Here is a 17,173-nt window from a genome sequence, read left to right on the forward strand (position 1 = left end):
GTTGGTAACGTTTTTAGCTCGTTCCTTCAGGGCGCATTGCGTAACCCTGCAGCAGCCGACAGCCAACAGGGCCGTCTGTTCATCGGCTTCGCCGCCGTCGAACTTCTTGGTCTGCTCGCGTTCGTTATCGCGATGATCCTGATCTTCGTTGCCTAACTGACGGTTCGCCCCGGCACTGCGCCGGGGCATTCTTTCATAAGGACGTACGGATAATATGCCCCAGATTAGTCAGATCCTTGCAACCTATGCATCGCAGTTCTTTTGGCTGTTGATTGTCTTTGGCTTGATCTATTTTACGGTCGGCCGGATCATGCTGCCAAAAGTAGAAGCAACGATGGACGCGCGTGATCGCAAGATTGCGGACGACCTTGCTGCTGCCGAGCATGCACGGGCAGAGGCCAATAATCTGGGCGACAGCGGGGCTGCTGATTTGACAGCAGCGCGGACTGCGGCACAAGCCAAGTCCACCGCTGCCAAGGCGAAAGCCGCTAAGGACGCCGATGCGCGTCTGGCGAAGGCTGACGCAGAAATCAGCGCAAAGATCGCCGCTGCTGACGCCGAATTGGCCAAGGCAACCGCCAAAGCCTTATCCGGCATTGAAGCCATGGCCGCAGAAGCCGCAGCTGACATCGTTGCCAAGGTTTCCGGTGCCAAGGTGACATCTGCGCAAGCGGCAAAAGCAGTGAAGGCGGTAATGTCGCATGGCTAATCCAACAGTAGCAACTGAAGCGGCCACAACAGCAACCGCGCCTGCAACAGAAGCAGCCGCGATTGCCACGCCAGTGGCAGAAACACATGCCACAACCGAAGCACATTCTGGTGCGGAAGAACATGTAACGCCGTCGGCGCTGGGCTTTGACGCCTCTATGCTGGTCGCATTGGCGATGCTCGCCGTTATTGCGTTGGCGATCTGGAAGAAAGTCCCTGCGATGATTGCAGGCGCGTTGGACGGTCAGATTGCAGGCATTCGCGCACAATTGGATCAAGCAACCGCTTTGCGTGCCGAAGCTGAGGCCATCAAGGCCGAATATGAAGCCAAGGCCAAGCAAGCTGCGATTGATGCCGAAGCGATGAAGGCTGCGGCGGAAGAAGAAGCTAAGTTGATCATATCGCGCGCTAAGTCTGACGCTACCGCGTTGATTGGCCGTCGTGCGCAAGCCGCCGAAGATAAGATTGCCGCCGCCGAACGCGCTGCGATTGCCGATGTCCGCAAGACTGCTGCCACGGCTGCTGCTGCGGCTGCCGCGCAACTTATTGCTGCGCATCATGATGCAAAGTCGGATGCGGCCTTGATCGACCAATCGATTGCGTCGCTGAGCTAAGCTATCAAAACTTCGTCATTCCCGCGGTGACGGGAATGACGGTGGGCACGCAACGGACTCCGCATCTGCTGGAATGACGATACATATAGTTATCGTTAACCCCACCGGAATGACATTGAGTCTGCCGTTGGCTCCGCCTACATGGCAGGCAACATGTCGAAAGCTGACCGCCCCGACCAACCCAATGCAGCCTCCCGCTTTAGCGAGGAAAAGGCTACTTTTGCGGTGCGCGGTGCGGATACACCAGATTTCGATACCGGCATCGCCGCGATCCGCAATGTCCTGAAGACTCTTCCGCTCAAACCCGGCGTCTACCGCATGCACGATGCGAAGGGCGATGTGCTGTATGTCGGTAAGGCGCGCGCCTTAAAGAATCGCGTCGGCAATTATGTGCAGATTGACCGGCTAGCCAACCGCTTGCGCCGGATGGTCGCGTTGACGCGATCCATGACCATCGTCACCACCAATAGCGAGGCCGAGGCGCTGTTGCTGGAGGCGCAGCTGATCAAGCGTTACCGCCCCGCTTACAATGTGCTGCTGCGTGACGACAAAAGCTTTCCCTTCATCCTGTTGCGCGCCGACCATAAATTTCCGCGTATTCAAAAACATCGCGGTGCGCGGCGGCATAAGGGACAATATTACGGCCCATTTGCCAGCGCTGGCTCCGTCAACCAAACATTGAACGCGCTGCAAAAGCTATTTTTGCTACGAAGCTGCACCGACAGCTTCTTTAACAATCGTGATCGGCCTTGTTTGCTGTATCAAATCAAGCGTTGCTCTGCACCTTGTGTCGGGCGGATTGACGACGCGTCCTATGACAGTCTTGTCGCGGATGCCAAATCCTTCCTCGACGGCAAATCCTCCGCTGTGCAGGCGAAACTGGCCAAGGAGATGGAGTCGGCGGCTGACGCGCTTGATTTCGAGCGCGCCGCCATGGTCCGCGACCGGCTTCGGGCGCTGACCTTCATTCAAGGGTCGCAAGCGATTAACGCAGAAGGCGTGGGCGACGCCGATATTTTTGCACTGGCGCATCGCAATGGGGTGATGGGCATCCAAGCGTTTTTCATTCGCGGCGGGCAAAATTGGGGGCATCGGTCTTTCTTCCCTGCGCATGTGGCCGAAATGAGCGAGGACGAAGTGTTCACCAGCTTCCTCGCGCAATTTTATGAGGATGTACCTCCTGCAAAATCCATTTTCCTTGATCGGCAATTGACCGAGAGCGACTTGTTGGCGCAAGCTCTGTCCGAACGCGCCGAACGCAAAATCGAAATCAGCGTGCCGCAACGCGGCGACCGTGTGCGCTTGGTTAAACAAGCGACGCGTAACGCAGAAGAAGCGCTGGACCGCAGGCTGGCGGAGAGCACCACGCAGGGTAAATTGCTGCAAGAGGTGGCTGACTTGTTTGAATTGCCCGAGCCGCCGCGTCGGATCGAAGTCTATGACAACAGCCATATTCAGGGGACCAACGCGCTGGGCGCGATGATCGTGGCGGGGCCGGAAGGCTTCATCAAGGGCCAATATCGCAAGTTCAACATCAAAAACCCGGACACTGCGCCCGGTGATGACTTTGCCATGATGCGCGAAGTCATGGCGCGGCGATTTGGTCGGCTGATGGCTGAAGAAGGCGAACAGGAACGCGATGAAAACTGGCCGGACCTTGTCTTAATCGACGGTGGCAAAGGGCAAATGAGCGCCGTCATGCAAATTGTGCGCGAATTGGGTGTGGAGGATGTCGCCTTTATCGGCGTGTCCAAAGGCCCCGACCGCCATGCGGGCCGTGAAACCTTTCACTTCCCCGATGGCCGTGAATTTACCTTGCCCGTCAACGCACCTGTCATGTTTTATTTGCAAAGGCTGCGTGACGAGGCGCACCGCTTTGCCATTGGTGCGCACCGCGCGAAACGCAGCAAGGCGATTACCGTCAGCCCGCTTGACGAAGTTCCGGGTATTGGCCCATCGCGCAAAAAGGCACTATTGATGCATTTCGGCACCGCCCGCGCCGTGCGCAATGCCAGCCTTGAGGATTTGCAAAAGGCCCCCGGCGTATCTGCCGCCGTCGCACAAACGGTCTATGATTTTTATCACAGCAACGGCTGATGCCGGCCGCAGAGGAATGTTGCACCGCTATTTTGATTGCATGACGAAGCGGGTGCGATAGAGACAACGTATGACGATCAATCAACTGCTGCTGGAAGCTATCGCGCTCAAAAAATGTGTCACTTTGGTGTATAATAATGTGCCGATGAAGCTGGCACCGCATGTTTTATATTCCAAGCACAGTGCCCTGTTCACCGATGCTGTGATATTGGAAAAACATGGCGTGATCCGCCGAGATAAGAAGCTTGGCGCTTTCCATTTATCGGGGCTCAACGATCTGAAACTCACAGACCAGTCGTTTGAAATTGACGCTGCGTTCGAACCTGCCGCCGAAAAATATGCCGGTGTGACCTTGTTCATGGTTAGCACAGACGCAGGATAGAGCTTCCCCTGACGCCGCAGTCTTGGCATGAGGGCACATGGACATTTCGGCATCTGCCATCATCTGCGCGGTCCGCAACCACGGTGAAACAGGCGCTATTGTGCGCGGCTTTACCGCGGAGTTCGGCATGCTGGCAGGCTATGTTGCAGGCGCGCGCGGTCGACAATTGCGGCCCGTCCTCATCCCCGGCAATGTGATTAAGGGCGAATGGCGCACGCGTATCGCCGGACAATTGGCGCGCCTGACGCCTGAGCCTGTGCACAGCCGCGCACATTTGTTGAGCGAACCCTTGGCGATTGCCGCTATTGACTGGGTCACGGCGCTGACTGCTGCGACTTTGGCGGAGGGCATCGCCTATCCCCGTATCCATAGCGCAGCGGATGGTTTGCTATCCGCGATTGAACTTGCCCCTGCGGCGCGGGTGTGGGCCGGGGCGGTGGCGCAATATGAAACATTGCTGCTGGCTGAACTTGGCTATGCCGAAGAACAGGACAATGACAGCGCGCCCGTCGCCATGATGGCGCAGACCCGCAAGCGGCTCGTCGCGCATGTCTTGGGCGACCGCCGCGCCGATGTTATGGCTGCCCGCGAACGGCTCGTGGAGCGTTTGAAACGGGCGGCGGTGTGATGGCTGTTGCAATATCATACAAAACCTTCGCCCCCGCCTGCGTTGGGGCGACGGAGTGTTTAACGCGAACATAGTTGCATAACTGCGTTGCTGTTGGCAGGGGACAAGCTGACATTTCAGTATCGTCATGCTGATCTTGTTTCAGCATCTTACTTTCAGGCAGATCGAAGCTAAGACCCTGAAACAAGTTCAGGGTGACGGAAAAATCGAAGGTGAAGTCCAATGTTAGTTGCTTTGTTACCCGGGGACGGAATTGGCCCCGAAGTCATCACGCAAGCGCGCCGCGTTTTGGATGCGCTCGCCATCGACGGCCTGACCTTTGAAGAGGCTCTGGTTGGCGGTGCAGCCTATAAGGCGACCGGACATCCCTTACCGGCGGACACGTTGGCGCTCGCCAAGCGCGCGGATGCGCTATTATTTGGTGCGGTGGGTGATCCGGATTGCGACGCGCTTGAACGGCATTTGCGCCCGGAACAGGCGATATTGGGTCTGCGCAAGGAGCTATCCTTGTTCGCCAATCTGCGTCCCGCGACGCTGTTTCCCGAATTGGCCGATGCCAGCGCGCTTCGCCCAGAGGTGGCGTCACAAATCGACATGGTCATCGTCCGCGAACTCAATGGCGATGTCTATTTTGGCGAAAAGGGTATGCGCAAAACTGCCAATGGCAAGCGCGAAGGCTATGACGTCATGTCTTATAATGAGGATGAGGTCCGCCGCATTGCCCGTGTCGGTTTCGAAACCGCGATGGCACGGGACAAGAAATTATGCTCGGTAGACAAGGCCAATGTGCTTGAAACGTCGCAATTGTGGCGCGATGTCGTCATCGAAACCCATGCCGAATATCCCGAAGTCACATTAAGCCACATGTATGTCGACAATTGCGCGATGCAATTGGTGCGCAACCCCGGCCAGTTTGACGTGATCGTGACGGGCAATTTGTTCGGCGACATATTGTCGGATCAGGCCAGCATGTGCGCTGGTTCGATTGGCATGTTGCCCAGCGCGTCGCTGGATGCCGCCCAGAAGGGCCTATATGAGCCCATCCACGGCAGCGCGCCCGATATCGCGGGGCAGGGCAAAGCCAACCCGCTTGCCACGATATTGTCGGCGGCAATGATGCTGCGTTACTCGCTGGGCTTGCCAGAACAGGCCGACCGTATTGAAGCAGCCGTTGCGAAAGCACTATCTGGCGGCGCACGCTCGGCGGACCTCGGCGGCACACATTCGACCCGTGAAATGGGTGATGCGGTGCTTGCCGCCTTGACCTGAACCCCGCTCTCCCCGAAAAGCGAATTTATGAAGAAAACAACAGGCCAGAATCGCGAAATCACTCGGCATTGGCGTCCCGCTACACAAGCGGTGCGTGGCGGCACTTGGCGCAGCGAGCATGGCGAAACGTCGGAGGCGTTATTCCTGTCGTCGGGCTTCACCTATGACGATGCCGAGACCGTTGCTGCGCGCTTTGCCGGTGAACAGGATGGCATGACCTATTCGCGGTTACAAAACCCGACCGTGCAGATGCTTGAAGAACGCATCGCGTTGATGGAAGGGGCCGAAGCATGCCGCGCCCAAGCCACAGGCATGGCGGCGATGACCACGGCGTTATTGTGCCAGTTGCAAATGGGCGATCATGTCGTTGCCGCGCGCGCCGCCTTTGGCTCGTGCCGCTGGCTCACGGACAATCTGCTGCCCAAATGGGGCATCACCACAACAACGATCGATAGCCGCGACAATGATGCCTGGAAGGCGGCGATTCAGCCGAATACTAAGGTTTTCTTCTTTGAAACGCCCGCAAATCCGACAATGGACATTGTTGACATGGCCTATGTCTGCGGTCTGGCGAAAGAGCATGGCATTACGACTGTGGTCGACAACGCCTTTGCCACCAGCGTGCTGCAACGGCCGATGGATTATGGCGCCGACGTTGTGGCGTACAGCGCGACAAAGTTGATGGACGGGCAGGGCCGCGTATTGGCAGGCGCCGTCTGCGGTTCGCAACAATGGATTGATGAGGTTTTGTTGCCGTTTCAGCGCAACACGGGTCCTAATTTGTCGCCCTTCAACGCATGGGTGGTGCATAAGGGGCTTGAGACGTTAGAACTGCGCGCCATGCGCCAGTCGGAAAATGCGCTCACGGTCGGAAAATTCTTGGAAGGCCGCGTGCCGCATATCATGCACCCTGGCCTTGAAAGCCACCCGCAACACGCGCTTGCGATGCAGCAGATGAAGGCGTGCGGACCAATATTCGCCTTTTCGGTCGATGGTGGCCGTAAACAAGCGCATGCCTTGCTCAATGGACTGCAGCTGATCGACATTTCCAACAATATTGGTGATGCGCGCAGCTTAATGTGCCACCCAGCATCCTCTACGCATCACGGCATGGGCCCCGAAGCCCGCGAGGCAATGGGTGTCGGTGAAGGTTTGATCCGCATCAATGTCGGTTTGGAGGACCCTGCTGATTTGATCGAAGATTTGGATCAGGCACTCAAGGCCGCTGGTTTATGACGAGTATTTTGGATTCCTTCTTCGCGGTTAGCGCGACCACCGATGGCATTACCGTCCGCGTTTCGCCAAATTTTTTGGTGGAACAATCCGCGCCCACCCAAGGACGATGGTTCTGGTCCTACCATATCCGCATCGAAAATGTGGGTGATGAAACCGTGCAATTAATGACGCGGCATTGGCGGATTACCGATGGTCGCGGCACGATCAACCATGTGGATGGCGACGGCGTGGTAGGCGAACAGCCGCTTTTGCGTCCCGGTGAGAGCCATGATTATGTTTCCGGCTGCCCCTTGCCGACGCCAAGCGGCACAATGGAAGGCCAATATCGCTTTGTGCGTGAAGATGGCACGACCTTTCTGGCTGAAATCCCGCGTTTCACGCTGGTGGCACCGGCCACGGCGCGATGAGCTTACGCGCATGAAGCGTACGCATTTGCCTTTAAACGGTCTGCGTGTCCTTGACGCCGCGGCCCGGCATTTAAGCTTTACGAAGGCCGCCGACGAACTGGCCGTGACGCCCGCTGCAGTAGGCCAGCAAATCCGCGCTTTGGAGGATATGTTAGGCGTCGTGCTGTTCCGCCGGACACCCAAGGGCCTTGAACTCACCGACGAAGCCGCGAACGGCCTTGATGCCCTGCGCGCAGGCTTTCTCCAGTTTGAAGAATCGGTTCGCGCAATGCAGGCGGGGCAGTCGTCCAATGCGCTGACCATTGCCGCGCCGCGCGATTTTACCGCCAAATGGCTCGCTGCGCGGCTGGCAAGCTTTAGCAAGGCAAACCCCGACACGCGCTTTACGTTGGTTGCCGCGGATGAGAATATCGACTTTACTGAGGCTAATCTGGATCTCGCTATCCGGCTGACCACTGGGCCGGGGGAGCATGAGGGTATTCGGCTTGCGGCGGGCGCCTATGTCACCGTCGCCGCGCCAGAGGGCGGGGCGGACACCCTGATTAGCTGGCCCAATTGTCCTATCGCCGAAGGCGTCGCTGCGCTTCGGCTCGCCGATGCCGGCCTTGCCATCGACGCTGCGGCGATTGGTTTGGGTAGGGCGACCGTCCCGTTGATCCTGGCCGAAGCCGACATTGCCAGCGGCAAAGTCCGTGCCGTCGACAATGCGAAGGAAAGCGATGAAGCTTATTGGCTGGTCGCACCCTTGCCGCAATGGCGGCAGAAGAAGGTAAAGGCCCTGGTTGACGCTTTGACGGCTTAGCAACGCACGTTAGCTTTCAGTTATAGATGACCGTCACCCTGAACTTGTTTCAGGGTCCATTTCGCCTTTTATGATTGGCCCTGGCTGCACGATAGACCCTGAAACAAGTTCAGGGTGACGAGGGTGGATGTTCAGGACGACGATATTCAAGGCAACGATGTTCAGGACGACAAGGGTTTAGGAAAACCCTTACTTCCGCATCACGCGTCGATCGTATCCCCATCCAACTGCGCGGCGTTTTCTTGAATGAAGTTGAACCGGTGCTCGGGATTTTTGCCCATTAATCGGTCGACAAGGTCATTGACCACCGCGCGGCGTTCATATTCATGCGGAAGCGTGATGCGGATAAGCGAGCGGGTCGCCGGATCCATTGTGGTTTCCTTCAACTGGTTTGGGTTCATTTCGCCCAAGCCCTTAAAGCGGCCCACATCGACCTTTTTGCCTTTGAACACCGTTGCTTCCAATTCGGCGCGGTGGGCGTCGTCGGCGGCGTAGACGCTCTGGCTGCCATGCGTCAGGCGATAGAGCGGTGGCCGCGCGAGGAACAAATGCCCTGCCTTCACAATCTCTGCCATTTCCTGAAAGAAGAATGTCATCAGCAAGGTCGCGATATGGGCGCCGTCGACATCGGCATCGGTCATGATGATGATGCGTTCGTACCGCAGATTATCGGGGTTGCAGTCCTTGCGTGTGCCACAGCCCAACGCGAGTTGCAGGTCGGCGATTTCATTGTTTGCGCGGATCTTGTCAGCGGTAGCCGATGCAACGTTAAGAATTTTACCCCGGATCGGCAGTATCGCCTGCGTCTTGCGGTTGCGCGCTTGCTTCGCGCTGCCGCCGGCGCTGTCGCCTTCGACGATGAACAATTCGGTGCCATTCGGATCGTCCGATGCGCAATCGGTCAGCTTGCCGGGCAAGCGCACTTTGCGACCTGATGTAGCCGTCTTGCGCTTGACTTCACGCTCGGCCTTGCGGCGCAAGCGGTCGTCGACCTTTTCAAGGATGAAGCCCATCAATGCCTTGCCGCGTTCCATATTGTCGGCAAGATAATGGTCGAAATGGTCGCGTACTGCGTTTTCGACAAGCCGCGTGGCCTCAGGAGAGGTTAGCCTGTCCTTGGTCTGGCTTTGGAATTGCGGGTTGCGGATGAACACCGACAACATCAATTCAGCTTCGTTGAAAATGTCTTCCGCCGAAATCTGTGCGGCCTTTTTCTGGCCAATCAATTCGCCAAAGGCGCGCAGGCCCTTGGTCAGCGCGGCGCGAACGCCTGCCTCATGCGTGCCGCCGTCGGGCGTGGGGATTGTGTTACAATACCAGCTATAAGAACCGTCCGAATATAACGGCCAGGAAATGGCCCATTCGACGCGGCCTTGCGCATCGGGAAAATCCTGCGTCCCGGCGAAAAATTCGGTGGTAGCGCAGGCACGGGTGCCAAGCTGTTCCCGCAAATGGTCGGACAGGCCGCCCGGAAATTGGAACACAGCTTCGGCAGGCACATCTGCGCTGGCCAGTTCCGGATCGCAGCGCCAGCGGATTTCGACGCCAGCGAACAAATAAGCCTTTGACCGCGCCAGACGGAACAGCCTTGCGGGTTTGAACTTGGCGTCTGCGCCGAAAATCTCCAAGTCGGGGGTAAAAGCAATCGTTGTCCCGCGCCGGTTGGGCGTTGGGCCCAATTCCTCCAACTTGCCAAGCGGCAGGCCTTGCGAAAAACGCTGGCGGTAGAGCTGCTTATTGCGCGCGACTTCAACCAAAGTGTCCGTTGACAGCGCATTGACCACCGACACACCCACGCCATGCAGGCCGCCGGAGGTTGCATACGCCTTGTCGGTAAACTTGCCGCCGGAGTGCAAGGTGGTGAGGATTACCTCAAGCGCAGACTTGTCCGGAAATTTGGGGTGCGGGTCGACGGGAATGCCACGACCATTGTCGCTGATCGTCAGACGGTTGCCGACGCCCAAATGGACCTCAATCCGGCTGGCATGGCCGGCAACAGCCTCATCCATCGAGTTATCGAGTACTTCGGAGGCCAAATGGTGTAATGCGCGTTCGTCGATGCCGCCAATATACATGCCAGGGCGACGGCGCACCGGCTCAAGCCCCTCCAGCACTTCAATCGCAGAAGCGGTATAATCATTGGATGCGGCGGTGGCGGCCGCGCTGCCGCCGAACAGGTCATCGGTCATATCAATGCTATAGGCGCGGGAGAGTCGGCGGCGCAACAGCCGAACCATACTCGGCTGTGGAAATAAACCGGATCAACGTCTTTCCGGGGGCGTGGCCATAATCGCAAAATTCCCACTCGCCTGAGCAATCAACTTATCATTCTGCGTGATGCGGGCGGTTAAATGGGCGACAGTCCTGCCTTTGTTATCCAAAATGGTCTGGCACAGCAAATGGCCTTCGATGACTGGCCGGAAATAGGTGATTGAGATATCAATCGTTGCGCACGCATATCCGGCATCGAGTGTCGAATAAAGCGCCGCGCCCATGCCAGTATCGGCCATTGCGTAGATGACGGCACCATGCACAACGCCGTGCGGGTTCAAATGTCGACCATCAACCGGCAGCATAAGCGTGCTGCTGCCGTCACCTTGATGTTCTAATGTTAACCCGATGAGATCAGCAAATGGATGATCCACGCTCTATCTCGCCGCTGTCTTAACGAACCCGAGGACCGCCAAATGGCATGGGGGGTGGAGGACGACGCACACCGCGTGGAAGCTGCGCCTGATAGGCACGGCCGCAATGTTCGACGCAATAAGGGAAGCCCGGATTTACCGGTACACCGCAGAAATGGAAATCCGCTTCGCCGGGGTGGCCAAGCGGCCAGCGGCAAATACGCTCGTTCAAATCGAGCAACGACGTTTTGTCCGCCATTTCCGGGCTGGGTTTGGCAGGTACAAGGCGGCGTGGCGGGGCAGGCGGGATGGGCGCTTGTTGATCGCCAGGCCCCTGACGCATGAATCCGCCGGGTCCGATTGATACGATACGCGGCATCGTCGATGCGCGCGTTACAGGCGCTTCTGCTGCATCATCATCGGCGTGCACGGGAGCAATTGGCTCAGCGACCGGTGCGGAAGGACGTGGGCGCGCTGGCGCAGCTGCGGCGGCTGGAGCCTTTGCCGGCGCCGGTGCAGCTTTTTTCGGCGCAGCTTTTTTATCCGTGTCGTTGGACTTGACGGGGGAAGGGCGCGATTTCAGGCCCAAACGGTGCGCCTTGCCAATAACGGCATTGCGGCTAACGCCGCCAAGTTCATCCGCAATCTGGCTTGCGGTCAGGCCTTTGTCCCAAAGCGCCCTTAACTGATCAATCCGCTGGTCGGTCCACGACATAAATGCAATTCCAATAACGAGTTTTATTTGCCGCACGAATGACGCGATTGCGCCTTGCGGTTATCGTTGCAAGCCGATAGTCGATTGCGCAATGACTATCCACCATAAAAGCAATATTGGCCAAGATAGGGATGCCAACCCCCTTGTGCAACTGCCCGATGGCGAACGCTATATTCGCAATGTAAACTGGGTTGGCCTGCAAACCTTGTACATGAAAGAGGTGCGCCGCTTTTTCAAGGTGCAGATGCAAACGGTGTGGGCACCTGCCATCACGACCTTGCTCTATCTGATTATCTTCACCGTCGCCTTGGGCTCGGTTAAGCCAAAAGTGTTGGGCGTGTCGTTCGCCGATTTTCTTGCCCCTGGCCTGATCATCATGGGTATGATGCAGAACGCCTTTGCGAACTCGAGCTTCTCGCTGTTGGTGGGTAAGATTCAAGGCACGATTGTTGATTATCTAATGCCGCCCCTTTCCAATGCGGAGGTTTTGGCCGCGCTCACGGCGGCGGCGGTGACGCGGGCGTTTTTCGTGGGCGGAACTATCTGGCTCGCCATGGCATTTTGGCCCGGCGTGCATGTTATGCCAGTGCATTTCTGGGCAGTTTTGTGGTTTGGGCTGATGGGGGCCATGATGCTTGCGCTGATCGGGGTCATGACATCAATCTGGGCAGAAAAGTTCGATCATGCCGCCGCGGTCAGCAATTTCATCGTTGCGCCAGCCGCTTTGCTGTCTGGCACTTTCTATTCGGTTGATAAATTGTCACCTACGTTTCAGGCGATTAGCCACGCTAACCCGTTTTTCTACGCGATTTCGGGCTTCCGCTATGGTTTTATCGGCAGCGCGGATAGCCCGGTGATGTTTGGCGCGTTGCTGTTGGTGGGCATCAATGCGGTATTGGGGATTATCTGCTATCTCTTGTTGCGCTCTGGATGGAAACTACGCGCCTAACCAACGGCGTGAAGATCGATTAAGTCATCCGGCCCTTAGCCGGCTGGTGCCCATGTTTGCGCCTGACAAAAGGGACCGATACATCCTTTGACGACCAAATTGCCTGACTTGCCCTTATAGACGACCGAGCGATAGGTTTTGCCTGACTTGGGATCGTAAATCTGGCCCCTCCATTCTTTGCCGTCCGATTGAAATCCGGTCAGGACATTCAGGCCTAATATCGTTCGGTTGCGCAGCGCTTTATCGGGATTATTCACGTCCTTCGCGCCTGCTCCTGCTGGCGGGGTCACGAGAAACTTCACCAGCTTCCCGCATAATGCCGCGCCACATTGGTACACTTCGACCACGCCGTCCTTGCTTTGTGTGATCCAGCGCCCGGAAATTGGCGCGGCGGCGTGCGCCGGAATTGCCGCGCATATTGCGGCTGCGATCATCCATGTTTTGGCGTGGTGCATATTGGGTCCTTTGCGTTGAAAACCCCACATAAACCGGGAATAGCCAAGCCGCAATGCTTTTGCCTTTTGCTTGTGCCGTGCTAATTACCCAACGCATGAGTGAGATAATCCTGTTCGATTACTGGCGTTCGTCGGCGAGCTATCGTGTGCGTATTGTGCTGAACCTTAAAAATGTGCCGTACACGCGCGTGCCAACCAGCCTGCTGGACAATGCGCAAAAGGCGCCCGATTATGTCGCACGTAATCCGCAAGGCTTTGTACCGATGCTGTCGATACACGGGCATGACCTGACGCAAAGCTTGGCGATTATTGACTATCTCGATGCGCAATATCCCGACCCCGCGATGGTCTCTTCGAACCCGGCGGAGCGCGCAAAGACATTGGCGCAGGCGTTGATTATTGCGGCCGACATACATCCCATCGATAACCTGCGCGTGTTAAGATATCTGAAGGACCAGATGGGTCAGTCGCAAGAGGCCGTGGACCAATGGTATCGGCACTGGATAATCGAAGGTTTTACGGCGTTGGAGGCCATGGCCCCCGAAGATGGTCTGTTCGGTGGCGACCTGCCGAATTTGGCCGATGTCTGCCTCGTCCCGCAAATGGCAAATGCCCGCCGCGTGGATACGCCGCTTAATGCCTTTCCCAAGCTGTTGCGGATGGATGCCGCACTAACCGCGCTTCCAGCCTTTGTCGCGGCGCATCCTGATCAAGTGAAGCCCGCGTGATGCCAACCAAAAAACTTACGCTAAGTGCGTTTCTGCCTTATCAATTATCCATCACATCAAACGCGGTCAGCGACCTGATCGCGCGTGCCTATCGTGGCAAATTTGCGCTAAAGGTCCCGGAATGGCGGGTCATGGCGCTGTTGGGCGAAAGTGATATGGCAACGCAGCGGCAATTGGTTGCGGCAACCGCGATGGACAAGGTCACCGTGAACCGCGCGTGCAAGACATTGGAGGACCGCAGCCTGATCAGCCGTGTGCCGAACATATCCGATGGCCGTTCACATCATCTGGCGCTCACGCCAGCCGGACGCGATCTGTACGAACAAATTGTGCCACAGGCGCTTGCGTTAGAGGCCGAGCTTGAAAAGATTTTAGGCAGCGGCGAGGCGAAGTTGTTGGAGGCGATGTTGGCCCAATTGCGCGCGCGGGTCGTTGAACTCGGCTAGGGTCGGGACCACTTCAATTTACCACTCCTTCAATCGGTCGATATCGCGGGGCGTCCGACCTTCGCACTGGCGGTCGCGGGCATCTTATTCTCCAGCATATCCAACCAGATCTGTGCATTTGCGCCCACAAAAACCTGTGGCCGTGATGGCTTAAGTTCCAACGCGCTTTCCCATTGCGCGATGAGCCTCGTTGCTTCGGCAATAGCGGCATCAAATTTCTGCGGTTTGCGCAAAGCGTTGTTCATCAATGCATCGCCAAAAAACGTCCAGTCATTGCCCGGCGTGCAGCCAAATGACGGGCGTTGCGACGAGGCTGCTGTCACGATCACGGTTTGCTCATTGGTCAGCAGCGGAATGAAAATGCCTGAATAGCAGGCCGACAGTAGGATCATACGGCGTTGAACGCCGACACCGTCGAGCAAATCGGCCAGACGCTGCGGCGCGATCATCCCTGCGGCATAATCCCCATCGCGATAGGCAAGCCCCGAAACCGGGTCGCCATGGCTAGTAGCGAACAGGATAAGGACATCTTCCTTCTTGTCCATCTTGCTGGCAACAGCAGCGAGCGCAGTGGCAAGGTTCGACGGTGAGCCTTGCGGCGCGCCGGTGGCTTTATCATCGGCGCCAGCGGCGAAATACAAAGTCCGGCCAGCCGCTCCATAACGCCGCGCCAATATTTTGGCCGCTTCAGCCGACTCGCGGGCAAAGACTGGGTCAGAATCAAGACCAATGGACACCACATAGGCGTCGACAACTCCCGGCCGTTGTGGCTGCAAAGCATGCATTGCGCTGGACAGTTTTTGATGCTGCGCCAGATACCAGCTTGCCGACCGTTTCTGTTCGGCAAACCAACCGTTTTTCGCGGCTTCAACTGTGTTGAAATTCTGTTGCTGGCTAAAGGCAGAGCCTGTGACAAGCAGCGAAAGCGCCATCGCTCCTGTTTGAACCAACCGTAATTTGGCGTTCTTATATGCCATGCCCCTCTGTCTAAACGCAGAGTTGCGGTTGCCGCAACTGCAATATCGTTGCATGATGGTCAAAAGCCGGAGAAAAATCATGAAACTTGCATCATTAAAGTCGGGCCGTGACGGACATTTGGTGGTCGTGTCGGACAATCTTGCTTGGTATGCTGATGCCGTGCATATTGTCCCGACATTGCAGGCCGCACTTGACGATTGGGAAGAGTTCGCACCCCGATTGCAAGCGCTGGCGACTGATCTTGAACATGCCGTCATTCCGCGCGAACGTTTCCATGAACATGACGCCGCCGCACCTTTGCCGCGCGCCTATCAATGGGCGGACGGATCGGCCTATGTCAATCATGTCGAATTAGTCCGCAAGGCGCGGGGAGCGGTCCTGCCCGACAGCTTCTGGCATGATCCGTTAATGTATCAGGGCGGCTCCGATGCCTTCATGGGCGCGCGCGACGATATCCCTTTGGCCGATGAGGCGTGGGGATGTGATCTTGAGGCGGAGATTGTCGTTGTCACTGGCGATGTCCCGCAAGGAATATCAGCGGCAGATGCCTTATCTTATGTCCGGCTGGTTGGCCTTGTGAACGACGTTTCCTTGCGCAACCTGATTCCTGCGGAGTTGGAAAAGGGCTTTGGCTTTGTCCAGTCAAAACCCGCCAGCGCTTTGTCGCCCGTGTTTGTCACGCCGGACAGCCTTGGGGACTTTTGGAAGGATGGAAAGCTGCACCGCACATTGAATGTTGACCTTAACGGCGCGGCATTTGGACGCGCGGTGGCTTCGGACGATTGCACCTTTGATTTTGGAACCCTGATCGCGCATCTTGCCAAGACGCGCAATATCGGGGCTGGCTCGATCATTGGCTCGGGCACAGTCTCCAACCGTGATGCCGATGGCGGCCCTGGCAAGCCTGTCGCCGCTGGCGGTCTTGGCTATAGCTGTTTGGCCGAAGTCCGCATGGTCGAGAAAATCCAGACGGGCGACATGGTGACGCCATTCCTAAAGAACGGCGATGTTGTGCGGATTGAAGTGCTCGATAAGGCTGGGCACAGCATCTTTGGCGCTATCGAGCAAGTCGTTCGTAAAAGTTGAAGGGGCAGCCAAAAGGCCACCCCTTCGTCATCTGCTTCATTGTTGTTTCGAGAAGGCGTCGCTGATCGAGCAGGCAGCAGGCCCAAGGATAACGATAAACAATGTCGGCAGAATGAAGAGGATAAGCGGAACAGTCATAATAGCAGGTAAACGCGCGGCCTTTTCTTCGGCGCGCATCATGCGTTCATTTCGGAACTCTGCGGACAATACCCGCAACGCCGACGCCAGTGGGGTCCCGTATTTTTCCGTTTGGATCATGGTTGTGACCACGCCCCGGATCGAATCAAGATTGACGCGATAAGCCAAATTTTCAAATGCCGCCCGACGCTCGGTTAAGAAACCGAGCTCAATGGCGGTGAGGGCAAATTCGTCACCCAATTCGGGATAGCCGCGGCCTAATTCCTTCGCCACGCGGTTAAACGCGGAATCTACAGTCAAGCCAGCCTCGGCGCAGATCACCAACAAGTCGAGCGCATCAGGCAGGCCCTTGCGAATGGCAAGGGTACGTTTCGTCACTAAGTTGGAGAGGTAGATATCTGCCGCTTTATAACTCAAGATCGCGGCGGTAGAAAAAGCAGCGAATTTTTTGAGCGCGCCCCAATCAGGAAAGCCATCCAAGACGTAAATGTAAAGGCCTGCGCCGCCGCCAATAATGATTGGAAGCATCATGCGGCAAAAGATCACCGTCACGGCCAATTCCTTGCGGCGAATACCCGCCTGCGCGAGCCGTTGCTGCACGGCCTTGACCTGATCGTCCTGAAGTACTTGCAGATTGGACAGAAGCTGCCGCATCATGTCCGTCGTTTCGGTCTTGCGGATAAGCTTTGCCCGTTTTTTGGATGTGGTTGCGGTAATCCCGGCTTTTAGTTGCTCCCGCCGTTCATTCAGCGCCTTGACCCGCTTTACCATAGGGTCGCGCACGGTGACCGCAGAGTAGATCGCGATCATCACAGCCATGCACGCCACTGCGGAAAGCAATGTTGCAACCCACAATATGTCGATGCCCATCGGTTGAGGTCCAGCCGCATTGTTCATGTTTCTTGTCCCGT

20 protein-coding genes are annotated in these 17,173 nt (G+C 56.9%); 14 read left to right on the plus strand and 6 right to left on the minus strand.

The features are described from left to right. From ACILP3_RS08035 to ACILP3_RS08080, 10 genes are all read left to right on the plus strand, one after another. Positions 1-156, plus strand: a 156-nt coding sequence (locus ACILP3_RS08035) for a F0F1 ATP synthase subunit C (protein ID WP_395616171.1), incomplete at its 5' end; no start/stop codon positions are given. Between the two features lie 58 nt (positions 157-214). Continuing rightward, positions 215-709: an ATPase gene (locus ACILP3_RS08040; RefSeq protein WP_395616137.1), complete on the plus strand. Its 495-nt coding sequence runs from the start codon at positions 215-217 to the stop codon at positions 707-709. After that, positions 702-1,322 (plus strand): F0F1 ATP synthase subunit B, encoded by a 621-nt coding sequence (locus ACILP3_RS08045; protein WP_395616138.1) that lies wholly within the window; start codon positions 702-704, stop codon positions 1,320-1,322. The genes ACILP3_RS08040 and ACILP3_RS08045 overlap by 8 nt, the downstream gene beginning before the upstream one ends. A 153-nt stretch (positions 1,323-1,475) precedes the next feature. Next, complete coding sequence (gene uvrC / locus ACILP3_RS08050) at positions 1,476-3,419, plus strand: excinuclease ABC subunit UvrC (protein ID WP_395616139.1); 1,944 nt, start codon at positions 1,476-1,478, stop codon at positions 3,417-3,419. Between the two features lie 70 nt (positions 3,420-3,489). Then, positions 3,490-3,801: a hypothetical protein gene (locus ACILP3_RS08055; RefSeq protein WP_395616140.1), complete on the plus strand. Its 312-nt coding sequence runs from the start codon at positions 3,490-3,492 to the stop codon at positions 3,799-3,801. A 37-nt stretch (positions 3,802-3,838) separates the two neighbouring features. Further along, on the plus strand, positions 3,839-4,429 hold the full coding sequence (locus tag ACILP3_RS08060) for a DNA repair protein RecO (RefSeq protein ID WP_395616141.1): 591 nt from the start codon (positions 3,839-3,841) through the stop codon (positions 4,427-4,429). 222 nt (positions 4,430-4,651) lie between these two features. Continuing rightward, a complete protein-coding gene (gene leuB / locus ACILP3_RS08065) occupies positions 4,652-5,698 on the plus strand; it encodes a 3-isopropylmalate dehydrogenase (protein WP_395616142.1) in 1,047 nt (348 codons plus the stop codon). A 27-nt stretch (positions 5,699-5,725) separates the two neighbouring features. Then, the gene (locus ACILP3_RS08070; RefSeq protein WP_395616143.1) at positions 5,726-6,934 is read left to right on the plus strand and encodes a trans-sulfuration enzyme family protein; all 1,209 of its coding nucleotides are present in this window, start codon (positions 5,726-5,728) and stop codon (positions 6,932-6,934) included. After that, positions 6,931-7,341: a Co2+/Mg2+ efflux protein ApaG gene (gene apaG, locus ACILP3_RS08075; protein WP_395616144.1), complete on the plus strand. Its 411-nt coding sequence runs from the start codon at positions 6,931-6,933 to the stop codon at positions 7,339-7,341. Before ACILP3_RS08070 ends, apaG begins: the two co-directional genes overlap by 4 nt. 10 nt (positions 7,342-7,351) lie before the next feature. Further along, the gene (locus ACILP3_RS08080) at positions 7,352-8,143 is read left to right on the plus strand and encodes a LysR family transcriptional regulator (RefSeq protein WP_395616145.1); all 792 of its coding nucleotides are present in this window, start codon (positions 7,352-7,354) and stop codon (positions 8,141-8,143) included. A 200-nt stretch (positions 8,144-8,343) separates the two neighbouring features. Here ACILP3_RS08080 and parE read toward each other — a convergent pair whose 3' ends face one another. The 3 genes from parE to ACILP3_RS08095 form a co-directional block, all read right to left on the minus strand. Beyond that, entirely contained in the window at positions 8,344-10,332 is a 1,989-nt protein-coding gene (gene parE / locus ACILP3_RS08085; RefSeq protein WP_395616146.1) for a DNA topoisomerase IV subunit B, read from the minus strand. Positions 10,333-10,404: 72 nt separating this feature from the next. After that, positions 10,405-10,788 carry a PaaI family thioesterase gene (locus tag ACILP3_RS08090; RefSeq protein ID WP_395616147.1) on the minus strand — a complete coding sequence of 128 codons (384 nt, stop codon included), beginning with the start codon at positions 10,786-10,788 and terminating at the stop codon, positions 10,405-10,407. 19 nt (positions 10,789-10,807) lie between these two features. After that, positions 10,808-11,482 (minus strand): GcrA family cell cycle regulator, encoded by a 675-nt coding sequence (locus ACILP3_RS08095; protein WP_395616148.1) that lies wholly within the window; start codon positions 11,480-11,482, stop codon positions 10,808-10,810. A gap of 91 nt (positions 11,483-11,573) precedes the next feature. On the opposite strand from ACILP3_RS08095, the gene ACILP3_RS08100 reads away from it, so the two are divergent. Beyond that, positions 11,574-12,431 carry an ABC transporter permease gene (locus ACILP3_RS08100; RefSeq protein ID WP_395616149.1) on the plus strand — a complete coding sequence of 286 codons (858 nt, stop codon included), beginning with the start codon at positions 11,574-11,576 and terminating at the stop codon, positions 12,429-12,431. 35 nt (positions 12,432-12,466) lie between these two features. On the opposite strand, the gene ACILP3_RS08105 is transcribed toward ACILP3_RS08100, so the two are convergent. Beyond that, a complete protein-coding gene (locus tag ACILP3_RS08105) occupies positions 12,467-12,886 on the minus strand; it encodes a DUF2147 domain-containing protein (protein ID WP_395616150.1) in 420 nt (139 codons plus the stop codon). A gap of 95 nt (positions 12,887-12,981) precedes the next feature. Here ACILP3_RS08105 and maiA point away from each other — a divergent pair, with 95 nt between their 5' ends. Then, positions 12,982-13,614: a maleylacetoacetate isomerase gene (gene maiA, locus ACILP3_RS08110; protein WP_395616151.1), complete on the plus strand. Its 633-nt coding sequence runs from the start codon at positions 12,982-12,984 to the stop codon at positions 13,612-13,614. Continuing rightward, on the plus strand, positions 13,614-14,060 hold the full coding sequence (locus ACILP3_RS08115; RefSeq protein WP_395616172.1) for a MarR family winged helix-turn-helix transcriptional regulator: 447 nt from the start codon (positions 13,614-13,616) through the stop codon (positions 14,058-14,060). Before maiA ends, ACILP3_RS08115 begins: the two co-directional genes overlap by 1 nt. A gap of 29 nt (positions 14,061-14,089) precedes the next feature. Here the strand turns inward: ACILP3_RS08115 and ACILP3_RS08120 are convergent, their stop codons facing one another. Then, positions 14,090-15,037: a C13 family peptidase gene (locus tag ACILP3_RS08120; protein WP_395616152.1), complete on the minus strand. Its 948-nt coding sequence runs from the start codon at positions 15,035-15,037 to the stop codon at positions 14,090-14,092. A 79-nt stretch (positions 15,038-15,116) separates the two neighbouring features. On the opposite strand from ACILP3_RS08120, the gene ACILP3_RS08125 reads away from it, so the two are divergent. Then, positions 15,117-16,124: a fumarylacetoacetate hydrolase family protein gene (locus tag ACILP3_RS08125; protein ID WP_395616153.1), complete on the plus strand. Its 1,008-nt coding sequence runs from the start codon at positions 15,117-15,119 to the stop codon at positions 16,122-16,124. Between the two features lie 36 nt (positions 16,125-16,160). Here ACILP3_RS08125 and ACILP3_RS08130 read toward each other — a convergent pair whose 3' ends face one another. Then, positions 16,161-17,159: a type II secretion system F family protein gene (locus ACILP3_RS08130; protein WP_395616154.1), complete on the minus strand. Its 999-nt coding sequence runs from the start codon at positions 17,157-17,159 to the stop codon at positions 16,161-16,163. Positions 17,160-17,173: the final 14 nt, after the last annotated feature.

Origin of the sequence: Sphingorhabdus sp., assembly GCF_044239665.1 — a bacterium.
Classification (GTDB): Bacteria; Pseudomonadota; Alphaproteobacteria; order Sphingomonadales; family Sphingomonadaceae; genus Sphingorhabdus_B.

Bases quoted from the DNA above. Each gene is read 5' to 3' on its own strand.
- ACILP3_RS08040 (WP_395616137.1), top strand. From the start codon at position 215: ATGCCCCAGATTAGTCAGATCCTTGCAACCTATGCATCGCAGTTCTTT.
- ACILP3_RS08045 (WP_395616138.1), top strand. From the start codon at position 702: ATGGCTAATCCAACAGTAGCAACTGAAGCGGCCACAACAGCAACCGCG.
- uvrC (WP_395616139.1), top strand. From the start codon at position 1,476: ATGTCGAAAGCTGACCGCCCCGACCAACCCAATGCAGCCTCCCGCTTT.
- ACILP3_RS08055 (WP_395616140.1), top strand. From the start codon at position 3,490: ATGACGATCAATCAACTGCTGCTGGAAGCTATCGCGCTCAAAAAATGT.
- ACILP3_RS08060 (WP_395616141.1), top strand. From the start codon at position 3,839: ATGGACATTTCGGCATCTGCCATCATCTGCGCGGTCCGCAACCACGGT.
- leuB (WP_395616142.1), top strand. From the start codon at position 4,652: ATGTTAGTTGCTTTGTTACCCGGGGACGGAATTGGCCCCGAAGTCATC.
- ACILP3_RS08070 (WP_395616143.1), top strand. From the start codon at position 5,726: ATGAAGAAAACAACAGGCCAGAATCGCGAAATCACTCGGCATTGGCGT.
- apaG (WP_395616144.1), top strand. From the start codon at position 6,931: ATGACGAGTATTTTGGATTCCTTCTTCGCGGTTAGCGCGACCACCGAT.
- ACILP3_RS08080 (WP_395616145.1), top strand. From the start codon at position 7,352: ATGAAGCGTACGCATTTGCCTTTAAACGGTCTGCGTGTCCTTGACGCC.
- parE (WP_395616146.1), bottom strand. From the start codon at position 10,332: ATGACCGATGACCTGTTCGGCGGCAGCGCGGCCGCCACCGCCGCATCC.
- ACILP3_RS08095 (WP_395616148.1), bottom strand. From the start codon at position 11,482: ATGTCGTGGACCGACCAGCGGATTGATCAGTTAAGGGCGCTTTGGGAC.
- ACILP3_RS08100 (WP_395616149.1), top strand. From the start codon at position 11,574: ATGACTATCCACCATAAAAGCAATATTGGCCAAGATAGGGATGCCAAC.
- ACILP3_RS08105 (WP_395616150.1), bottom strand. From the start codon at position 12,886: ATGCACCACGCCAAAACATGGATGATCGCAGCCGCAATATGCGCGGCA.
- maiA (WP_395616151.1), top strand. From the start codon at position 12,982: ATGAGTGAGATAATCCTGTTCGATTACTGGCGTTCGTCGGCGAGCTAT.
- ACILP3_RS08115 (WP_395616172.1), top strand. From the start codon at position 13,614: ATGCCAACCAAAAAACTTACGCTAAGTGCGTTTCTGCCTTATCAATTA.
- ACILP3_RS08120 (WP_395616152.1), bottom strand. From the start codon at position 15,037: ATGGCATATAAGAACGCCAAATTACGGTTGGTTCAAACAGGAGCGATG.
- ACILP3_RS08125 (WP_395616153.1), top strand. From the start codon at position 15,117: ATGAAACTTGCATCATTAAAGTCGGGCCGTGACGGACATTTGGTGGTC.
- ACILP3_RS08130 (WP_395616154.1), bottom strand. From the start codon at position 17,159: ATGAACAATGCGGCTGGACCTCAACCGATGGGCATCGACATATTGTGG.